This is a genomic window from Corallincola holothuriorum, from assembly GCF_003336225.1.
Taxonomy (GTDB): domain Bacteria; phylum Pseudomonadota; class Gammaproteobacteria; order Enterobacterales; family Neiellaceae; genus Corallincola; species Corallincola holothuriorum.
This window is the reverse complement of the sequence record NZ_QPID01000005.1, coordinates 132,239-152,469: the sequence shown is the minus strand read 5'-3', so window position 1 is coordinate 152,469 and position 20,231 is coordinate 132,239. Positions and strand designations below refer to the sequence as shown.

The following is a 20,231-nucleotide window of genomic DNA, read 5'->3' as shown; positions in this document are numbered from 1 at the left end:
ATGTCCCATCGTCGTTCCGTCAGCCACCTGTTTCAACGCTATTTTCTCTTCAGCATGAACACCGTCGTGCTGCTGATGGGACTGGCAATCAGCACAGTGCAAGCTGCCGAAGCAAAGGTAAAAGCGCCGGACTGGGCATTGCAAACTGAAACCGGTGAGACGATCAGATTAGCCGACTTTCATGGTCAGCCACTTATCCTGCATTTCTGGGCGACATGGTGCCCGTATTGTAAGAAAGTCCAACCAGGGTTAGATGCCCTCTATCAGCAATATCAAGAGCAGGGACTTGCTGCGGTAGCGATTAGCTTCCGTGAAGATGACGACGCCACCCCAGGGGCAGTATTGAAACAACGGGGGATCAGCTTTAAGACGGCCGTTCAGGGTGAACAAGTCGCCGCGCTTTATGGCGTCCGAGGCACACCCACTACCCTGCTCATTGATAGCCAAGGTTATCTGGTGTACGTCACCAACACCTCGGACCCCAATGACGTGGCGCTTATCACCGCCACTAAACAGCTAATGAAAAAATAACCCCTAGGTTTTGACGCGCGTTAATCTCTCAGCTAAAAGGTGAGATTCGCCGGTTATGTGACAGCTGATCTTTTTGCAATTCTCAGCCATGCTAGTATCGGTTAAAAATCAAACGGAATTGGCGTATGCCTTTACTGCGTGGCCTGATTATCTTCGGAATTGTTATCCTCGGCTTGCTGGGCGTATTGATGCTGTGGCCGAGCCAGCTACCTTCGCCACCGACATTAAATCCAGCATTAAAGCCAGAGCCGCTAACGCAAATTGCTACCGAGCCACAAACCCAAACACGCTTGCCACCACTTGAAAATATCGTAGCAACGCAAGCCAGCTGCGAACAAGAGAAGCTAGAGCTAGCAACACAACAACTATCCGTCCATGTTCAGGCTCAGCAAACGCTGCAGAACGCTATCAACAACGGTTTATCTTTGGGCACTCTGCAGGCATTAAAACAAGAGTTGCAGCCGTATCAGCTATGGCAAATATCACGTGCAACAGCAACCCCTGAAGATATCCATGTAGAGCCCCCCGACATAGAGCGGTTAGTCTTGGTCAGTCGTTTAAAGTCCCATGTGGAAGCGGAAGATTGGGATAAGTTTCTTACTGATATTGAAAATGGCACTATCGATCTCTCATATTCCATCAGTAACTGGGTTGGGTTACCGGGATTGGAAATAGACTACCCAGAGATTGATATCCAACGCACCTTGGGTGTGATGCTAATGTTAGATCGCGGCAATCGCTTTCCCTCACCTCTCCTAGAAGCTATCGCCGAACGCTATCGTCCGAATGAGCGCGAGCTAATCAGCCTACTGATCATGGATGCTAATAATGATGGCCTCTCGGCTAACAATCGCTGGCTCATCCGTTACCAAGCAGGGGTGACGCAAGGCGATTACGATCCAGATCTATTACTTAAGGCCGCAGCTCAGCAAGGCAATATGGAACTGGCGCAACAAGCATTTGAACTTGGCGCCACCATCCAAAGCACACCAGATGAAGCCACACCGTTAGAGCATGCGTTGGCAGGCTATGCTCGCTCCAGCATTGAAGATAAAGCAAGCTTTGAGCAGCAGTTCAAGCCTATGATTGAACTGCTTATTGAGCAGGGAGACAGTGCCGCTTATCGCCTACCTGATGAGCAGTATGACCACTGGCACCTTTGGGGCTGGGGCCACGACCTCTCTGCAGAGATGCGGCAGCAACTGGAAGCTATTTCGATACCTCAGCGAGATCTTGTTCGCCAACTAAGTGGCGAACAACTGCAACGGTTACAGTTACTGCGCAATGAGCTAGCTCCGATGCTGGCATTGTGGCAAAAAAACGAAGATGCCCTGGGTGCGCAACAGGCTTGTGAGAAAAATTTAGCCGAGCTGTTACAACACTCGGATGCCAACTGGCAAAAAATTGATAGCTTTGAAATTCTCTCGGCCGCGGAAAAACAGCCAATTGCCGAAGAAGCCCTGTTAGATAAGCTGTATGTTCAAGATCCAAGTCTGGTCGATGCGCGGCTGATCTCTCAAGGCAGTAATACCGCTCTCAATGCCTATGAAGAAGCTGAACCCAACGCTCAAGCGAGTGAAGCCCAGCTACTAGAAGCGAACTTTATTACCCTACTCGAAGCATTACAGCAAGAAGGTAGCGATTGGTCAGAACAACTCGCGGCACATCTAGAAAAACAGCCGTTAAGCAATGACCAAATAGAGAGCCTCTACCAGCTGGCCTACTCGAGAATGACACAGGGACTCGAAAATACAGAACTTTCAGCATTAATCAGCCAAGGCTATCAACCGACCGGCGAAGCCGTTCTTTCCATGGTGTCATTCAACCGCATAGCCACTCTGAAAGCTCTGCAGATCGCTGGATTAGATCTCAATAGTTATCATGATGACGCCGGACGCCCCTTAGGCTTTCTAGCCATTCAAAACGGCTACCCAGAGTTAGCCTATTGGCTGGTAGAGCAGTCTGTGATTGATAACCAGGAGCCCAGAGCCAGCGATCCCCTAGATGCATTATTGGAGCGATTAGCCGAGGGCGATACTGATCCAAGGTGGGTTGCGCAGATGCCACTGCTTTTACGCCAAATTCAGGTCCGTCCCAGTCACCTAAACCGTATGGCTGCACTTAAATATGTCACGCCAATACGCTATCAACAGATAGTAAAACGTCATCCGACACTGGAACCTTTTGCAACATCACGCCCTCTAAGGATCGATGGTGTGCGATGGTGATAAACCGTAAAGATATCAACCGCGCACCATAGCTGCTACACCATGACAAACGGCTCAGGACCATGATTGCCGCTGTTGTATCAACCGAAAAGTGACCAAAGAAAATAATTAGAGCGTGATATCGTGAATAAACTGTCGTTACCCACTGTCGGACTGGTTTTATTGGCGTGGTCAATTTCCAGTGCGGCAAATGCCACCTTACCTGCACTAGAAGCTGAGTATGCCTTAGCTGCTTGCACCCAAGCACTAAACAAAGCATTTAAGGAGCCGCTGGATCGTGATCGCAAAGCGATGTTCAATCTAGCGTTCGATGTTTGTCGTAGCCATCAGGTGGATGTCAATATGGCAGTTAATCAATTAACTGAATCAAACACCCCGTATAACAAGCGCCCACCTGAGTAGCTTTAGATAGCTCACGAAGCGAGTAGTGACAAACAAAAAAACCCGCCGCAGCGGGTTTTTAATAGCAGTGGAGCACTACACTTCAGCGGTCTGGAAAATCACCTCGTCCGCTTTCTTGGTGTACTCTTCCATCTGATGGAAGTTGAGGTAACGATAAGTGTCCTCAGCTGTCGCATCGATAGATTTCGCGTATACGCCGTACTCTTCTGCTGTTGGGATTTTACCAATAATAGAAGCCACGGCGGCTAACTCAGCTGACGCCAGATACACATTGGCTCCCGTACCTAAACGGTTAGGGAAGTTACGGGTAGACGTAGACACAACCGTGGCATTATCAGCCACTCGCGCCTGGTTACCCATACACAGTGAACAACCTGGAGACTCAGTACGCGCACCAACTTTACCGTAAATGCTGTAATAACCTTCAGCTGTTAACTGGCTTGCATCCATCTTGGTTGGCGGAGCCACCCACAAGCGAGTAGGCAGTTGACCGGAATGCTTCTCTAGCAACTTACCAGCCGCACGGAAGTGACCAATATTGGTCATACAAGAACCGATAAACACTTCATCGATGCCAACACCAGCAACTTCCGACAAAGTCTTCGCATCGTCAGGGTCGTTCGGGCAGCAAAGAATAGGCTCTTTGATCTCATTGAGATCGATCTCGATCACGGCAGCATAATCGGCATCGGCATCGGCTTCCATCAGCTGTGGATCAGCGATCCATGCTTCCATCGCCTTAATACGACGCTCAATAGTACGGCGGTCACCGTAGCCTTCGGCAATCATCCACTTCAACATCACGATATTAGAGTTGAGATATTCGATGATCGGATCTTCACCCAGCTTGATCGTACAGCCCGCAGCAGAACGCTCCGCAGAAGCATCTGACAATTCAAACGCCTGCTCCACGGTCAGCGATTCAACGCCTTCAATTTCAAGGATACGGCCTGAGAAGATATTCTTCTTGCCCGCTTTCTCTACGGTGAGGTGACCCTCTTTGATCGCCTGTAGTGGAATGGCATGTACCAAATCACGCAACGTCACGCCCGGTTGCATCTCACCTTTGAAACGAACCAAGACTGATTCAGGCATATCCAACGGCATAACGCCAGTGGCTGCGGCAAATGCCACCAAACCTGAGCCCGCAGGGAACGAGATACCGATAGGGAAACGGGTGTGAGAGTCACCACCGGTACCCACGGTATCAGGCAGCAACATACGGTTCAGCCAACTGTGGATCACGCCATCACCTGGACGCAGTGCGACACCACCACGGTTCATAATAAAATCAGGCAGGGTATGATGAGTCGTGACATCCACCGGCTTAGGATATGCCGAGGTGTGACAGAATGACTGCATGGTGAGATCGGCTGAGAAGCCTAAACACGCCAGATCTTTTAGCTCATCACGAGTCATAGGACCGGTTGTGTCCTGAGATCCCACGGTGGTCATCTTAGGTTCGCAGTATTGGCCTGGACGAATACCGTCTACGCCACACGCCTTACCCACCATTTTCTGGGCTAAGGAGTAGCCTTTGCCTGTATCAGCCACAACCGCTGGGCGGTTAAAGACTTCTGACGCTGGCAAACCAAGGGCTTCACGGGCACGATCAGTTAAACCACGGCCAATGATCAATGGAATACGGCCACCGGCACGCACTTCATCAAGCAGCACGTCGGTTTTCAGTTCAAACTCAGAAACCACTTCACCGTTCTTTTCGACCTTGCCAGCATGAGGATAGATAACGATCTCGTCACCCATCTCCAACTTGGAAACGTCCAGCTCGATAGGTAATGCACCTGCATCTTCCATGGTATTGAAGAAGATAGGCGCAATCTTTCCGCCTAAACAGAAGCCACCACCGCGCTTATTCGGCACGTATGGGATATCGTCACCCATCAACCACAACACTGAGTTGGTGGCTGACTTACGGCTTGAGCCTGTACCAACAACATCACCCACATAAACTAAAGGATTACCTTTAGCCTGAAGCGCTTCAATCTGCTTCATTGGGCCGATGCTACCTGGCTCATCAGGGTTGATCCCTTCACGGGCGTTTTTCAGCATAGCTAACGCGTGCAGAGGGATATCAGGACGGCTCCATGCATCAGGGGCCGGAGACAGGTCATCGGTATTAGTTTCGCCGGTAACTTTAAATACAGTTAGCTTCGCAGACTCAGGGACTTCTGGCTTGCTCAAATACCACTCAGCATCTGCCCAAGACTCCATCACCTGCTTCGCGAAAGCATTGCCTGCTTTGGCTTTCTCTTCCACGTCGTAGAACGCATCAAACACCAATAAAGTGTGAGACAACGCCGTGGCAGCCAGCGGAGCCAGTGCATCGACATCCAACAGATCAACTAACGGTTGTACGTTATAACCACCCTGCATGGTACCTAGCAGGTGGGTTGCTTTCTCGGCATCAACAATAGGAGAGCTAACTTCGCCTTTAGCGACGGCAGCTAGAAAACCGGCTTTTACATACGCCGCTTCATCAACACCTGGGGGGATACGGTTTTCCAGCAGGTCCAGTAAAATTGCATCTTCACCTGCAGGTGGATTCTTTAGTAATTCAACCAACTGTGCTGTTTGTTCAGCATTCAGTGGCTTGGGAACAACGCCTTGAGCAGCTCGCTCTTCAACGTGTTTACGGTAGGCTTCTAACACGGTGAGTTCCTCTTGTTAGCTTTAAGTTGCTAGTTGCAGCAACAATCCCTGACGGTTTTGTTATTTTTCCCTCTTATGGGGTGCGGGCAGTATATAGAGTTTTGGTTGAAGAGTGAACTTTCAAACAGCCGTTTAAACTCGACTTCCAGCATGAAAAACGTCGTTCTGCCCCTTACATCGAAGACTTTGACAGCAATCCCTCCTCAACGATTGGTTAACCCGGTTCAAAAGTCACCAACATATGTTGGTAACTACACCAATGTCGCGGCTCACCATTCACATCGACCTTAGCCACAGCTATTTGTGTTTGCTCAGTTTTACTCAGTGTTAACCACCATTCGGGATCTCGACGATAACTGCGCCCATTAGCCTTACTGGCGCGACTATAACAAAACGCCTCGGCCAATTTCTTGTAATGATCGGCAACCAGGAGATCTTCACTGGTCAGCCGCTTCGCGACCATCTGATGCTCCACTGGCCGCTTTTTCCACGACGCAAACTGTATCTGCAACTGCTGGACTGTTGATAGCGACGCCGTATCATCACGCGTCAAATAATGGCTAATCACACCCTTCAGCTTCTTCCCTTTCGGCGTGTCTATGATCTGCGTATCGTGTGTGTCAATCAGATAGACCCCGCCCTGACCAATCACCCGAAAAACCGTACTTCTATCCGCAGAATATTCTGGTCCCGCGACCTGCAAGGCGGTGGCTTCATCAACACCGAAACCAAATCGGGTATCAGTATCTACAGCCAACTTCATTAACCGCCCCTGTCGCCCACGCTCAGAGAAGTGAGTATCTAACACCCCCCAAGGAAACAGGCGTAACCCGCCGTTGGCATGATAGGTAAGACTGTCCCCCAGCAACATTTTCTCACCTGCGAATTCATCACCACAGGTTTGCTCCGGTGTACAGCGTGAAGATGGCGCGGAAACGGCAATCGCCCCTCCAGTAAGCCCCTGATAACTGCTGCCGTTACTGATCATAGGCGGTGTTTTTTCGCCCAACTTCCCGCTCATGACGGCGGTGCCTGCACTGGTGCCCCCCACCGTCAACAAGCCACCTTCATACTGCTGACGAATGATCGATAACCACTCGCTGTCACTGCCGTCAGGCTCGACCAAAGCGGCGCGGGTGAGGCTTTGGTCGCCGCCATTAAAGAACACCCCATCCAAACTCTTTAACAAGCGACTGACACGATCAACTTGTTGGCACATCACCCTCTGGCGCTCTATTAAATGTGGATAAATGCGTTCTCGTTCAAAGCTTTTGAGTAGTACTTCGCGGTTATTATCTAGCTCTGAGCAATCGTAAACACCGTCAACAATTGCCGCATGGCGACGGGTAGCTAACATCGCAGCATCAATCGGCACCCATACCGCTTCCGCTCCCGCAGCCGCGAACACTCCAGTGTAGAAATCAACCGCCTCAAATGGATCCCGTGATGACGCCGTAATCACCCCAATCTTAGGGGGAACTAGCTCAGTCTGCGCCTCTTTCTGCATCGCCAATGATTGTTTCGCGACTCTGACTTGGGCGGCCATCTGCACAAATTGCTGATAGATTTCGACCGAAAATGGATTTCTGTTGTAGCTCAGAGCAACGATCTCTTTGCTGCGTTCTCCCCCTCTGAACTGCGCTTCCTCTAACAGGTCTAAACTGCCAAACCACTCTTGATCATTTAGCGATGATAACAACGACTTTCCAACAATTTCACGACCATTAACCTCTATTTCGCTGCTTTTTAATAATTCTAAAAATGCCGTTTTCGGCCAATCTTTTTCTCCATGGACAGCGTAAACCCGCTTCAGCAGCGCCAGCCAATCATCCCGCAATATCGCGCGCTCTGGCTGCCACCAAGGGGCTTGCGACAGACGCGCCAATTTTGCTTGTGACAAACGATACAGCAGGGTGGTTTTACCTGGCACTGTAGCCAGTATCTGCTTGCCCTCTTCAGTGCAATTTTTCAATGCCATAGAGCTGCAAGTTGCCAATCCGCCACCCGCCAGCAGCAAACGATAAGGCACCCGTTGTGGGTCAACAGACGTTGTCCCTTGAGCCAAAAAAGATGAACAGGTCAGCCCACCAAAAAAAACCAGCAACCATAACGACTTCATCGACGATCTCCATTATTTAGCCCTTTTTCAGCATTAACACGCCATTGACACGACCGCAATATTTCTGCTACTGATTAATAACAAGCTCACCGGAGCTTGATGATTGACCCTTGATGGAGATATCAGCGACATGCTGAAAAAAGCGATATCACTGTCAAACTACCACTATCAGAATTTTTACCTCAGTGAGTGGTTTGACGAATAGAAACAGCACGTCTTCCTGACTGCGATCCCTTCGCAGCCTCGGGCGTGTTCGGGTAACGCGACGCCTCCAGCCCAAACCATTTAATACATCATCGAACCTGTCTTGCCTTTGGCACTGCTGCGCTTGTTATCCATGCGCCGGGGTCATCGTAAAGCCCAGCCAATAGGGTTGCTCGACAGCGGCGAACAGGGTAATCCCAGGGGTTTCACCATGAAAAAGACCGTTATTTCTGCAGCCATTAGCCTGCTGCTTTCACCTATAGCAATGGCAGAAGAGCCTGCCACCAGCACACTCGATACTGAAGCCGATGTGGAGCGTATTCAGGTCACAGGCTCGCATCTCAAAGGTGTCGACATGGAGGGCGCGCTGCCCGTCATCACCATCAGCGAAGAGGATATCCGCACCTCAGGTGCCGACACTGTGATCGACCTGCTGAAACAGATCCCGCAATTTGGCGGCGGCGCGGGCACCTTCTCCACCGCGTTGTCGGGGGCAAAACAGGGCGATTCTCCCGCCGGTGCCGCGGGAATATCGCTGCGCGGCCTCGGCACCTCATCGACACTAACACTGATTAACGGCCGCCGCGTTTCCGTCAGCTCATTTGCCAATGGCAGCGAATCCTTTGTTGACGTTAACGGTATTCCACTGGCCGCTGTAGAGCGTGTTGAAGTGCTCACCTCGGGCGCATCGGCAATCTACGGTGCCGATGCGGTCGCCGGTGTGGTTAACTTTATTCTGAAGAAAGATTTTGAAGGGCTGGAGTTAAACGCAAGCTACGGTGACTCCGAAGATGACAGCGATGACAGCAAAAAGAACCTGAACCTGACCTATGGTTTGGCCGAAGGTGGCTGGCAGGCGATGGGCAGTGTCGATTACTTTAAACGCAACGCATTGTATGACCGTGACCGCAGCGCGACGGCCGTTGAACCGCGCCCCAGTCAACAGGGGATCTACCCCAGCTATAACGATTTATGGGCGATGGACGTACCGGAAATAGGAGACTTCGTCGAAGCCTCCTGCCCGGAAGGTCAGCAAGGCACAGGTTCATTCGGTGAATACTGTGAACTGAACCGCAACGCCTATACCGTCACGCTGCCAGAGATGGAAACGATCAGTGCCATTGCCACAGTGGACTACAACTTCGACAACGGCGTCCGCTGGTTCAATGAGTTTATGTACAGCCACAAAGACAGCAAAAGCAACAGCGAACCCGCGCCGTTCTCCGGCGATGACGCACCGGTCTCCTATGACTACCCCGATATGCCACAGGAGCTGCGAGATCGCTTTGATAATGCCGGCGTGGACCCCGACTACCCGATCTTCGCTTGGGGCCGCTTCCCTGATGCCCGCACAGTGAAAGTCAAATCTGAAAACTATCGTTTTGTCAGTGGCCTGCAGGGCGAGTTTGCCGACTGGAGTTGGGAAACCTCAGTGCTATGGGGCAAAAACGACAACGAACAGAAAGCCACTGCGGGGATCTACGAGGTAGAAAAATTCAAAGCAGCACTCAGCGGTGAGCTTTGCCCAGATGGCACGACAGGCTGTGATCCCGATGTCGATGGACTGTGGTACAACGTATTTGACGGGCAACAAAATGGCGACCCGGCCATTGCTGATTTGATGCGCGCCAGCGTACCCCGTGACGGTGAATCCGAACTCACCGTGGTTGATGCCAAAGTTAGCGGCGAGCTGTTTGAATTGCCGGCCGGTGATGTGGTGGCCGCTTTTGGTGCCGAGTATCGCAAAGAAAAAGTCGACGATAATCCATCAGAACTGGCTAAAGCCGATCCGGATAACGACAACGAAGTACCGGTATTTGGTTTCGGTTCCACCGAAGCCCATGCCGACCGCTGGGCCTATGCCGTTTACAGCGAATTTGGCGTGCCGGTGACCGAGCAGTTAGACCTGCAACTGGCTGTGCGCTTTGATGAATATGAGTCGTTCGGCAGCGACGTGAGCCCAAAAGTCGGTTTCCGTTACCAACCACTGGATTCATTAGTGCTTCGCGGTTCGTGGGCACAATCGTTCCGCGCTCCGTCATTAGCGCAAGTTGGAGCAGAAACAACCCTCAGCTCGGGGGAACTGCCCTGCTCCGGCGAGTTTCAAGACAACTTCTGTGGTGGTTTTGACCAAGATGACAGCTACTTGAGTGAGATCTATGGCAACGACGATCTGGATGCAGAAACCGCGGATAGCTATGACCTGGGCGTGATCTGGAGTCCCAATGAAGAGTTCACACTCAAAGTCGATTACTGGTACTACAAACATGAAGATCTGGTCGGTACCGACGATGAAGAATTATTCCGTCAAGCACTTCGTGGTGAAGTCCGCGTTGTGCCTGAGGTTCCCACCAACCCTGATGACCCTGATCAGGTACTCGCAGACGGCGAAATCGGCATTATCACTCGCGATGGTACCATTGGTTCACAAATCGAAGAGATCCGCTTGGAACTGGTCAACTTCGGTTACCAAGAAACCGATGGCTTTGACATTATGTCTGACTATCGCCTCAGCACCACAGAATGGGGTGATTTCACCTTTATGCTGGATGCGACTTACCTCAACAGCTTTAAACAGCAGTTAAGCAGCGGCACACCGGAAGAGGAGTTGGCTGGCGGCTGGCGTCACCCCCGTTGGTTAGCCAATGCCCGTGTCCGTTGGAGCTATGAGAAGTTCCTCGGTTCCATTCGCGCCAACTATACCCACAGCTACGACGATGACCATGATAAATCGGGAGTGCCTGAAGGTCGCCAAGTACCATCTTGGACGGTATTTGACCTCTATCTCAGCTACGACATCACGGAGCAGAGTTACGTCAGCTTTAATGTCGATAACCTGCTTGATCGTGAGCCGCCAGTGGCTTATGGCTCGGGCGCCAATGTGGATCTGGTGAATCACGACTCAATGGGACGTTACTATACCGTCGGCTACACGCTAAGATTCTAACCAAACTGGCGTGTTAACCTGTGAGCAATCAGGTTTCCGTGACCGGTGCTGAACAGCTTTGTACCGGTCACGTATTAATGAGGTGTATTAATGTCTGCAGCAAAAGATCTGCCGCCTAGCCGCCGCTTGCCAGCGATGCCTGATGCGTTTGTGATCCTGTTTTTTGTCGCCGTACTCGCACTGCTATTGAACTATCTGTTACCCGCGGGGCAGTTTACAACCGATCAGCAGGTGATCAACGGCAGTGAGCGCACCATGATTGTACCGGGAAGCTACACCCCAGTAGAGGTGCAGCAAACGGCCATGCCGCTGTTCAATGACCAAGGTGAGATCGGCCTGTTAAATGTGCCGTTTGAAGGCTTGGTTGCAGGGAGCAAATGGGGCAGTGCCATCGGCGTGATCGCCTTCATTCTGGTGATCGGCGGCGCCTTTGGCATGATCATGAAAACGGGCGCGATCCATCGTGGCATCATGCTGTTGATCGAGCGGGGAGGCCGCTTCGAACAAGCACTTTTACCTATGCTGTTCCTGCTGTTTTCTCTCGGCGGGGCCATTTTTGGTATGGGTGAGGAAGCGATCGCCTTCTGCATTATCCTGTTGCCGCTGCTGATCCGGCTCGGTTATGACAGCATCACGACCGTGCTGGTGACCTATGTGGCAACCCAGATTGGTTTCGCGGCCAGTTGGATGAACCCTTTTAGTGTCGCCATCGCCCAGGGCATATCAGGCCTCCCAGTGATGTCAGGAGCACCATTCCGTATGGGGGTCTGGTTAGTTTTAACCCTGTTTGGTTTGGTGTTTACCTTGCGTTACGCCCGTAAAATCAAACTGCGCCCCGAGAGCTCGCTGAGTTATCAAAGCGACCGTTGTTTTCTCAATCAAAACGAACAACGGGAAACGGATAGCTTTAACCTCACTGACAAATTGATCCTGCTGGTTTTAGCCCTCGGCATGGTGTGGGTTATTTGGGGCGTGATTAAGCACCAGTACTATATTCCCCAGATCGCCAGTCAGTTTTTCGCCATTGGCCTGTTGGCGGCTTTGATTGCCGTGTTTTCGCCGCAAAACAAATTGACCGCCAACGATGCATCTGCAGGCTTCAAACAAGGCGCAGCTGAATTGCTACCCGCCGCCTTGGTGGTGGGGATGGCAAAAGGGGTGGTGTTACTGCTTGGTGGTGATGACCCTGCCTCCCCATCCATACTCAATTCGCTGCTGTTTTACGCCTCCTCAAGCATTGAAGGAATGGCGGAAAGTGTCGCCGCGGTATTGATGTTAACGCTGCAGTCGGTATTTAATTTCTTTATTGCGTCAGGTTCTGGCCAAGCCGCACTGACCATGCCCCTAATGGCACCACTGTCAGATCTGGTGGGCGTGAGTCGGCAAGTCGCGGTGCTGGCGTTCCAGCTAGGTGATGGTCTCACCAATATAATTATTCCCACGTCTGCATCGCTGGTTGGCTGTCTTGGTGTCGCCCGATTGGACTGGAGTATTTGGTTTAAATTTGTCTGGCGGCTGCAACTGGCGCTGCTCGGACTGGCGGTGCTGGCTATGATCACTGCCGTATTCTTGGATTATCAATAGATGCTAACCCTGATTAAACAAGCTGAACTGTTTACCCCTACCCCACTCGGCACAAAAGACCTGCTAATGGGCGGCGGGAAAATAGTTGCCATCGAAGATGAAATAAAAATCAGCAGTAATCTGGCCGTCAATATTATCGATGGCTCAGGCTTCATTCTCACTCCCGGTTTTGTCGATTCGCTGGTACATATTACGGGCGGCGGCGGTGAAGGCGGTTTTACCACGCGCACCCAAGAGATGGCATTAACCGAAGCGACGACGGCCGGTGTGACAACCATCGTAGGGGCGTTGGGCACCGATGCGATCACGCGCACCTTGCCGAACCTGCTCGCCAAAGTTAACGAGCTCAATCAACTGGGCATATCGGCGTACTGCTATACCGGCTCGTACCAGTTTCCAGTGAAAACACTGTTAACTACGGTACAAGAAGATATCCTGCTGCTGTCCAACGTGATCGGTGTGGGTGAAGTCGCCATTGCCGACCACCGCGCTTCCCATATCACCTGCCAAGAATTAATCAGGCTCGCATCAGAAGCCCGTGTCGGCGGCATGCTCGCAGGCAAGTCAGGTATCGTCAGTATCCATCTGGGAGATGCGCTCGAGGGACTTGAGCTACTGCAACAAGCGGTCAGTCAGTCCAATATCCCCGCCAGCCAATTTTATCCCACCCATATCAATCGCAGTGAACACCTATTCCAGCAGGGGCTCGCGTGGGCTAAGCAGGGGGGCTTTATCGACTTTACCACCAGCACCACGGCTCAGATCCTTGCTGCAGGAGAAGTCTCTGCAGCACAAGCCTTGGCCCGTGCGCTTCAAGCTGATGTTCCACTGCGCCAAATCACCTTCAGCTCAGACGGGAATGCCAGTTTGCCGCTGTTTGACGAAAAAGGCCACTTGGTCGACCTGCAACAGGCACAAGTCTGCAGCCTGCACCGGAGCTTTTGTGAGGCAATCAATGAGCATGGAGTCGCGATCGGTGATGCCTTAAGCTGTGTGACGCAAAACCCTGCGGATATTCTCCACTTGTGGCATAAAGGGCGGATCGCTGTCGATCTCGATGCCGATCTCGTGCTGATGGACAAGCAAAGCTTGCAGATAAGTGACGTTTGGGCACAGGGACAGCGCATGGTCGAGCAGGGCAAAGCTATGGTCACGGGAAACTTTGAGTAAGCAAAAGCTCGGAGCGTGCGATTAGGGGCACTGATTTAGCAAAGGCTATTGCAGAAAATTTCACGACAGATAAGCTTAAGTGTATGTGTTTCGCTAATAGCAACATCTGCCCAAGCCCTGTGCGCCTTCGGCTGTTCATCCCCTTACAGCACTTGTTATCTGCAACCGCAGTTTTGCTCGGGCTGCTGGCTCTCCCCAGCCACAGTGACACGCTTTATCAATGCGCAGACGGTCAATTTAGTGATCGCCCCTGCCACGGCGGAAAAGCTATTGATGTGCCACCCACCAATACAGCACCGGCGGCGAAACCCAGACCCGAATCAAACGTCGAACCGCAAGCCCCCACCAAGGTGAAAAAAGTGGATCACAGCGTGCCAGTGATCTGCCGTGACCTCTCATTAAAACAGCGCCAGCAGATAAAGCAGAGCCTACGTTTTTTAGAGATAGTGCCCTGTATGACGGAGGCACAAGCCAAGCGCATCATTGGTAACAAGCAGCACAGTGAAACCATCTACCCTGCGGGTGGGGATAACGTCACCAAAGAGTGGATCTTTACCCCAGCGACGCCACGTTTTCCCAACCGTATCATTCTGGAAAACGGCTACGTCACGCAAACCCAATAAAATCGTGAAGCAAAGATGAAATTGGTCGCAAGCCAGCTTAAGTTTGACTAGGATCCTATGTGTCTGTGCGAGGGAACTGTACCCTGCGCGCCCAACCTTTCAAGATTGCGAGCCCAAGTATGAAACGAGAATTGGCGATTGAGTTTTCCCGCGTAACCGAAGCAGCAGCCCTGGCTGGCCATAAGTGGCTTGGCCGCGGTGACAAGAACGCTGCAGACGGTGCCGCCGTTGAAGTAATGCGCGCTATGTTGAACAAGGTTGAGATCTCCGGCGAAATCGTTATCGGTGAAGGTGAAATCGATGAAGCCCCTATGCTCTATATCGGCGAAAAAGTAGGTCGCGGTGGCGATAAAGTGGATATCGCAGTAGATCCAATCGAAGGGACCCGCATGACCGCGATGGGCCAGTCAAACGCCATCGCAGTATTGGCCGTCGGCGACAAAGACACCTTCCTCAAAGCGCCTGATATGTACATGGAAAAACTGGTTGTTGGCCCCGCTGCCAAAGGGCATATCGATCTTGAGAAGTCGTTAAGTGAAAACATCCAAGCAGTGGCCAAGGCGGTAGGGAAAGAGATTGCTGATCTAACCGTGATCACCTTAGCCAAGCCGCGCCACGATGAAGTCATTGCAGAGATGCAAAAGATGGGCGTGCGGGTGTTTGCTATTCCGGATGGTGACGTTGCCATGTCTATCCTCACCTGCATGCCCAGCAGTGAAGTGGACATGATGTACTGTATCGGTGGCGCTCCAGAGGGCGTTATCTCGGCAGCAGTGATCCGTGCTTTGGACGGTGATATGCAAGGCCGCCTACTGCCACGCTGCCAAGTGAAAGGCGACAATGAGGAAAATCGGCGACTATCAGCGATAGAGATACAGCGTTGTGAGGAGATGAACATCGAGGTCAATGCCGTGCTGCATCTTGATCAACTGGCTCATAACGACAATGTGATATTTTCTGCCACTGGCGTTACCAAAGGGGATCTGCTTGAAGGGGTGACCCGTCAGGGAAATCTGGCGACGACAGAAACCTTGGTTATTCGCGGTAAGTCACGGACGGTACGTAAGATCCAATCCACGCACTACCTGGATCGTAAAGATCCAGAAATCCGCTCGGTGATCTGCTAGCCCCCTACAGCACAACACTCAGTTTGGTCGGAGCAAGCACAGTTTGCTTCGGCCAGCCAAGCATTTGCGTCAAATTCATTAGTAAAATAACGCGTCGCAACAAGGTGTTCTTCAGGACGGGCTTTCTTTGAAATACTTTCCATTAACGCATGAGAGACGATGACGGCTTCGTGAGTTAAGCCATTGGCATGGCACCACAGGTTAATCTCCTGCGCCAATACTAAACACTCTGGCGTAAACAGCTCCCATTCGCGAATATCCGACACACAGCACCAAGTTTGCCCGCCTAACTGCGCAACCAATTGTTTAAAAGCATCAAAGCTGTGCTGAACGGTCTGCAGATTCAGGGCACCTTTCACCCTAAACCTGAGTAATCTGCCCTGCCGGGTTAAACTAAACTCACCATGCTCGCGCATAAATACCACTCCCTATATAAAGCTTAACTATATGAAGCGTCCATCGAATAAAAAACATACAAAAGCCGCTGTCGCGAACGATAGCGGCCTTGGTTAGACCAGTCAATCAACAATTGACCTTTCTCACTGAAAAATAAAGCTTTTTAACAGCGCTACAACCTGAACTTACCAGATTTTCACACGTTTCTCAGGGGCTATATACATCTGATCAGTTTCAGCAACATTGAACGCTTCATAGTACTGAGGCATGTTCGACACGATACCGATCACCCGATAGTGAGAAGGTGAATGTGGATCAGACTTCAAGCGGCTCAACAACTCTTCTTCGCGATATTTCCGGCGCCAGATCTGTGACCAGCCCATAAAGAAGCGCTGATCGGCAGTTAGCTCATCGATAACCTCAGCATCAGCACCCGCCAGTGACATCTGGTATGCCTTGTAGGCCACCTGCAAACCACTTAAGTCACCGATATTCTCACCCAAGGTCAATTCACCGTTAACAAAATGCCCTGGCAACGGTTCGTATTGGCTGTATTGCGCAACCAATTGCTTACCCAGCTTATCAAACGCAGCACGGTCAGCATCTGTCCACCAGTTAGACAAATTGCCATCACCATCATACTTGCTACCTTGGTCATCAAAGCCATGGCTGATCTCATGCCCAATCACTGCCCCAATCGAGGCGTAGTTCACTGCATCATCGGCATCCATATCGAAAAACGGTGGCTGTAAAATCGCCGCTGGGAACACAATCTCGTTCATCACAGGGTTGTAATAAGCATTAACCGTCTGTGGCGTCATGTGCCATTCGGTATCATCGATCGGCTGACCGAGCTTCGCCAGCATACGCTGGTATTCCCAATTAGCAGCGCGACGGTAGTTCCCCAACAGATCATCGGCTTTCACCTCTAATGTGGCGTAGTCTTTCCACTTTTCTGGATAACCGATTTTTGGTGAAAACTTGGAAAGCTTTTCCAACGCTTTAACTTTGGTCTCTTCCGTCATCCATGCAAGATCTTTAATCGAGACTTCAAACGCACCGAGCAGGTTGGTGATCAGCTGCTCCATCCGCGCTTTCGCCTCAGGCTTAAAGGCTTCGGCAACATAAGCCTTACCTAACAGATCGCCAATCTGTTCATCTGCAGCGATCACAGCCTTCTTCCAACGCGGCTTCTGCTCAGTAACACCTTTCAGTTCTGTACCGTAGAAAGCAAATGCACGATCAGAAACCGACTGTGGCAAGTAATCAGAGTAGGCACTCACCAACTGGTGGCGCATATAAGCTTTCCAGGCAGCCACAGGCGTCTTAGCAAACAGCTCGGCAAAGCCAGTCATATAGCTCGGCTGACGCACAATCACTGAGTCCACATCACCTAAACCAGCGGCTTTTGCGTACGCGGGCCAATCAAAGCCCGGCATGAGTGCCGCTAATTCAGCCAAGTTCATCTTGTTGTAGGTCTTATTCGCGTCACGGCTTTCAACCCGGCTCCACTGTGCACTGGCAATGGCTGTTTCAATGGCTAGCACCGAATCAGCAGCGGCCTCTGGCTGCGCTACCCCACTTTGCGCCTGCAGATCCGCAGCTAACAGGCGTAAGCTTTCCCGCAGCTTGACGAACTTTTCATCTTCATTGAGGTAGTAGTCACGGTCAGGCATGCTGATACCCGCCTGATACAAATACACGGCATACTGATCTGATTGCTTAGCGTCATTATTGACGTAAAAACCAAACGGCCCAGACACACCGTCAACCAACAATTGCCCCATCAACGCAGCGATCTGCTCATGGGTTTTAGCATTTTCAATGGCATCAAACTGCGCCTGCAATGCTGCCATACCCACATTTTCAACCCGCTCACTGTCCATGTAAGCTTTCCAGAAATCAGCGAGCTTTTGCACATCAGAGCCCGGCGTTGAAGACTGCAGCGCAGCGTCTTCCATGATGGTTTTCAACATGGTTTCGCTTTTCTCAAATAGCTCGGTGAATGAGCCATAGTTAGAGCGATCTGCAGGGATCTCGGTGCGCGCTAACCAGCTACCGTTAACAGACAGGAAAAAGTCATCCTGATGACGGATATGTTCGTCAAAATTGCCTTTATCGATACCGGAAGTCAGCACTTTTGGCGCAACAGGCTTCACTTCGGTCGTGGTGGTTACAGGCGCTTCGCTCGTCGCAGCAGCTGCTGGTGCAGCCGCTTTATCTTCTGGGGCATCTTGGCAGGCTGTTAAGCCAAGGCCAAACGCCACGGCTAATGCGGTGGTTGTCAGACGGTTCATCTATTTATCCTCTGGAGTGTACTGGCACGTGGTCGTGCTCTGTTATCAAAACGTTAAACGCATCGATATTACCCAGCTAAGACAAAACTGACCAGTCAGCAGGTAGAAAGTTGCGGGTTCTGAAACCTCTGGTTACAAAACAGCGACTAAAGGCAAGCCTTAGCGGGAGCCAACAGCAAAGAAACCAAATATTGCCTAGTTTTTGCAGCAAGCACTGTGGGCGTACGACCGCCATGGATGGCGGGAATGTCGAAAATGCATGGAGCATTTTTCGACCGTTCGTCCTGAACATAAAAAGCCCCGCATTGGCGGGGCTTCGTAATGATAAAATCAGCTTACCGACGCATTATTTGCGCTTCTTTGCCTTTGGGTTTGGCAAATCGGTGATTGAGCCTTCGAAGATCTCTGCCGCCAAGCCAACCGATTCGTGCAAAGTTGGGTGAGCGTGAACCGTCAACGCGATATCTTCTGCGTCACAGCCCATCTCAATTGCTAAACAGATCTCGCCAAGCAACTCACCACCATTGGTACCCACGATAGCGCCACCGAGAATACGACCGCTGTCTTTATCAAAGATCAGCTTTGTCATACCGGTATCGGCGTCAGAAGCGATAGCACGGCCGCTGGCCGCCCATGGGAATACTGATGTTTCGTAGTTAATGCCCTGCTCTTTTGCTTCTTTCTCGGTCAGACCCGCCCATGCGACTTCTGGATGGGTATAAGCAATTGATGGGATCACCTTAGGTTCGAAGTAATGCTTCTTACCACCAATCACTTCGGCAGCGACATGGCCTTCATGCACACCTTTGTGAGCCAACATTGGCTGGCCGACGATATCGCCGATAGCGTGGATATGAGGCACGTTAGTGCGCATCTGGGTATCTGTGGTAATAAAGCCACGCTCATCAACATTGATACCAGCTTTCTCAGCATCCAGCAGCTTACCGTTTGGCACACGACCCACGGCCACCAGCACTGCGTCATAGCGAATGGCTGCATTTGGCGCATTCTTGCCTTCAAAAGAGACATAAACACCGTCTTCTTTGGCTTCAACCGCTGTCACTTTGGTTTCCAGCATCAAAGTAAACTTGTCTTTGATTTCGCGGGTGTAGACTTTCACGACATCTTTATCGGCTGCTGGGATCAACTGGTCCATAAACTCGACCACTTCGATCTTCGAGCCTAAAGAGTGATAAACGGTACCCATCTCCAGGCCGATAATACCGCCACCCAAAATCAACATCTTCTCTGGCACAGTTTCCAGTTTCAGCGCATCAGTTGAATCCCAAACACGAGGGTCATCATGGGGAATAAATGGCAACGTCACCGGACGTGAACCTGCTGCAATAATAGCGTTATCGAAGTTAACGGTGGTAACACCGTCTGGACCTTCTACTGCCAGGGTATTGGCACCGGTGAATTTACCGTAGCCATTGACCACCTTCACTTTACGCATCTTGGCCATACCTGCCAGGCCGCCAGTCAGCTTAGTAATAACTTTGTCTTTCCAGATACGGATCTTGTCGATATCTGTGGTGGGTTCGTTGAATACCACACCGTGGGCGCCAAGATGTTTCGCATCTTCGATCACCTGCGCCACGTGCAACAAGGCTTTTGATGGGATACAGCCAACGTTCAAGCAAACGCCGCCTAAGGTATCAAAACGTTCAATCAGAACCGTTTCCAAGCCCATATCTGCTGCACGAAACGCTGCTGAGTAGCCAGCAGGGCCGGCACCGAGTACCACTACCTGTGTTTTGATCTCGTTGCTCATTATGTCCTCTTTAATCCTGTGTGTTCTTTAGCCGGAACATTTGCACTTGTTTCAACAAGTGTCTGCTATATCTTTTGTCCGGTCAGTCTACCTGCCTTACGGCAAGACGAAAACAAGTGATACGAAAAGGGGCGTTACCTTAGTGGCACGCCCCTTTGT

Annotated in this window: 13 protein-coding genes; 8 read left to right on the top strand and 5 right to left on the bottom strand. The window is 51.1% G+C overall.

The features are described 5' to 3' along the window. The 3 genes from DU002_RS09830 (at position 1) to DU002_RS09820 (ending at position 3,161) form a co-directional block, all read left to right on the top strand. A complete protein-coding gene (locus DU002_RS09830) occupies positions 1 to 531 on the top strand; it encodes a peroxiredoxin family protein (RefSeq protein ID WP_233496468.1) in 531 nt (176 codons plus the stop codon). 125 nt (positions 532 to 656) lie between these two features. Beyond that, entirely contained in the window at positions 657 to 2,759 is a 2,103-nt protein-coding gene (locus tag DU002_RS09825) for a hypothetical protein (protein WP_114338204.1), read from the top strand. A gap of 123 nt (positions 2,760 to 2,882) precedes the next feature. Next, positions 2,883 to 3,161, top strand: a complete 279-nt coding sequence (locus DU002_RS09820) for a hypothetical protein (protein ID WP_114338203.1) — start codon at positions 2,883 to 2,885, stop codon at positions 3,159 to 3,161. Between the two features lie 75 nt (positions 3,162 to 3,236). On the opposite strand, the gene acnB is transcribed toward DU002_RS09820, so the two are convergent. Then, positions 3,237 to 5,831 (bottom strand): bifunctional aconitate hydratase 2/2-methylisocitrate dehydratase, encoded by a 2,595-nt coding sequence (acnB, locus tag DU002_RS09815; protein WP_114338202.1) that lies wholly within the window; start codon positions 5,829 to 5,831, stop codon positions 3,237 to 3,239. Between the two features lie 214 nt (positions 5,832 to 6,045). Beyond that, complete coding sequence (locus tag DU002_RS09810; protein WP_114338201.1) at positions 6,046 to 7,950, bottom strand: cyanophycinase; 1,905 nt, start codon at positions 7,948 to 7,950, stop codon at positions 6,046 to 6,048. A 415-nt stretch (positions 7,951 to 8,365) separates the two neighbouring features. Here DU002_RS09810 and DU002_RS09805 point away from each other — a divergent pair, with 415 nt between their 5' ends. The 5 genes from DU002_RS09805 to glpX all read left to right on the top strand — a co-directional run bounded on the left by DU002_RS09805 (position 8,366) and on the right by glpX (position 15,605). Then, entirely contained in the window at positions 8,366 to 11,101 is a 2,736-nt protein-coding gene (locus DU002_RS09805; RefSeq protein WP_158538019.1) for a TonB-dependent receptor plug domain-containing protein, read from the top strand. 90 nt (positions 11,102 to 11,191) lie between these two features. Continuing rightward, complete coding sequence (yfcC, locus tag DU002_RS09800; RefSeq protein WP_233496467.1) at positions 11,192 to 12,685, top strand: putative basic amino acid antiporter YfcC; 1,494 nt, start codon at positions 11,192 to 11,194, stop codon at positions 12,683 to 12,685. Beyond that, a complete protein-coding gene (gene iadA / locus DU002_RS09795) occupies positions 12,686 to 13,855 on the top strand; it encodes a beta-aspartyl-peptidase (protein WP_114338199.1) in 1,170 nt (389 codons plus the stop codon). It begins immediately after the preceding gene. Positions 13,856 to 13,938: 83 nt separating this feature from the next. Next, the gene (locus tag DU002_RS09790; protein ID WP_114338198.1) at positions 13,939 to 14,478 is read left to right on the top strand and encodes a DUF4124 domain-containing protein; all 540 of its coding nucleotides are present in this window, start codon (positions 13,939 to 13,941) and stop codon (positions 14,476 to 14,478) included. A 119-nt stretch (positions 14,479 to 14,597) separates the two neighbouring features. Further along, positions 14,598 to 15,605, top strand: a complete 1,008-nt coding sequence (glpX, locus tag DU002_RS09785) for a class II fructose-bisphosphatase (protein ID WP_114338197.1) — start codon at positions 14,598 to 14,600, stop codon at positions 15,603 to 15,605. On the opposite strand, the gene DU002_RS09780 is transcribed toward glpX, so the two are convergent. From DU002_RS09780 to lpdA, 3 genes are all read right to left on the bottom strand, one after another. After that, complete coding sequence (locus DU002_RS09780) at positions 15,602 to 16,021, bottom strand: hypothetical protein (protein WP_114338196.1); 420 nt, start codon at positions 16,019 to 16,021, stop codon at positions 15,602 to 15,604. The two genes, glpX and DU002_RS09780, sit on opposite strands and share 4 nt — an antisense overlap. A gap of 165 nt (positions 16,022 to 16,186) precedes the next feature. Next, positions 16,187 to 18,298: a M13 family metallopeptidase gene (locus tag DU002_RS09775; RefSeq protein WP_114338195.1), complete on the bottom strand. Its 2,112-nt coding sequence runs from the start codon at positions 18,296 to 18,298 to the stop codon at positions 16,187 to 16,189. Between the two features lie 346 nt (positions 18,299 to 18,644). After that, positions 18,645 to 20,072 carry a dihydrolipoyl dehydrogenase gene (lpdA, locus tag DU002_RS09770; RefSeq protein WP_114338194.1) on the bottom strand — a complete coding sequence of 476 codons (1,428 nt, stop codon included), beginning with the start codon at positions 20,070 to 20,072 and terminating at the stop codon, positions 18,645 to 18,647. Positions 20,073 to 20,231: the final 159 nt, after the last annotated feature.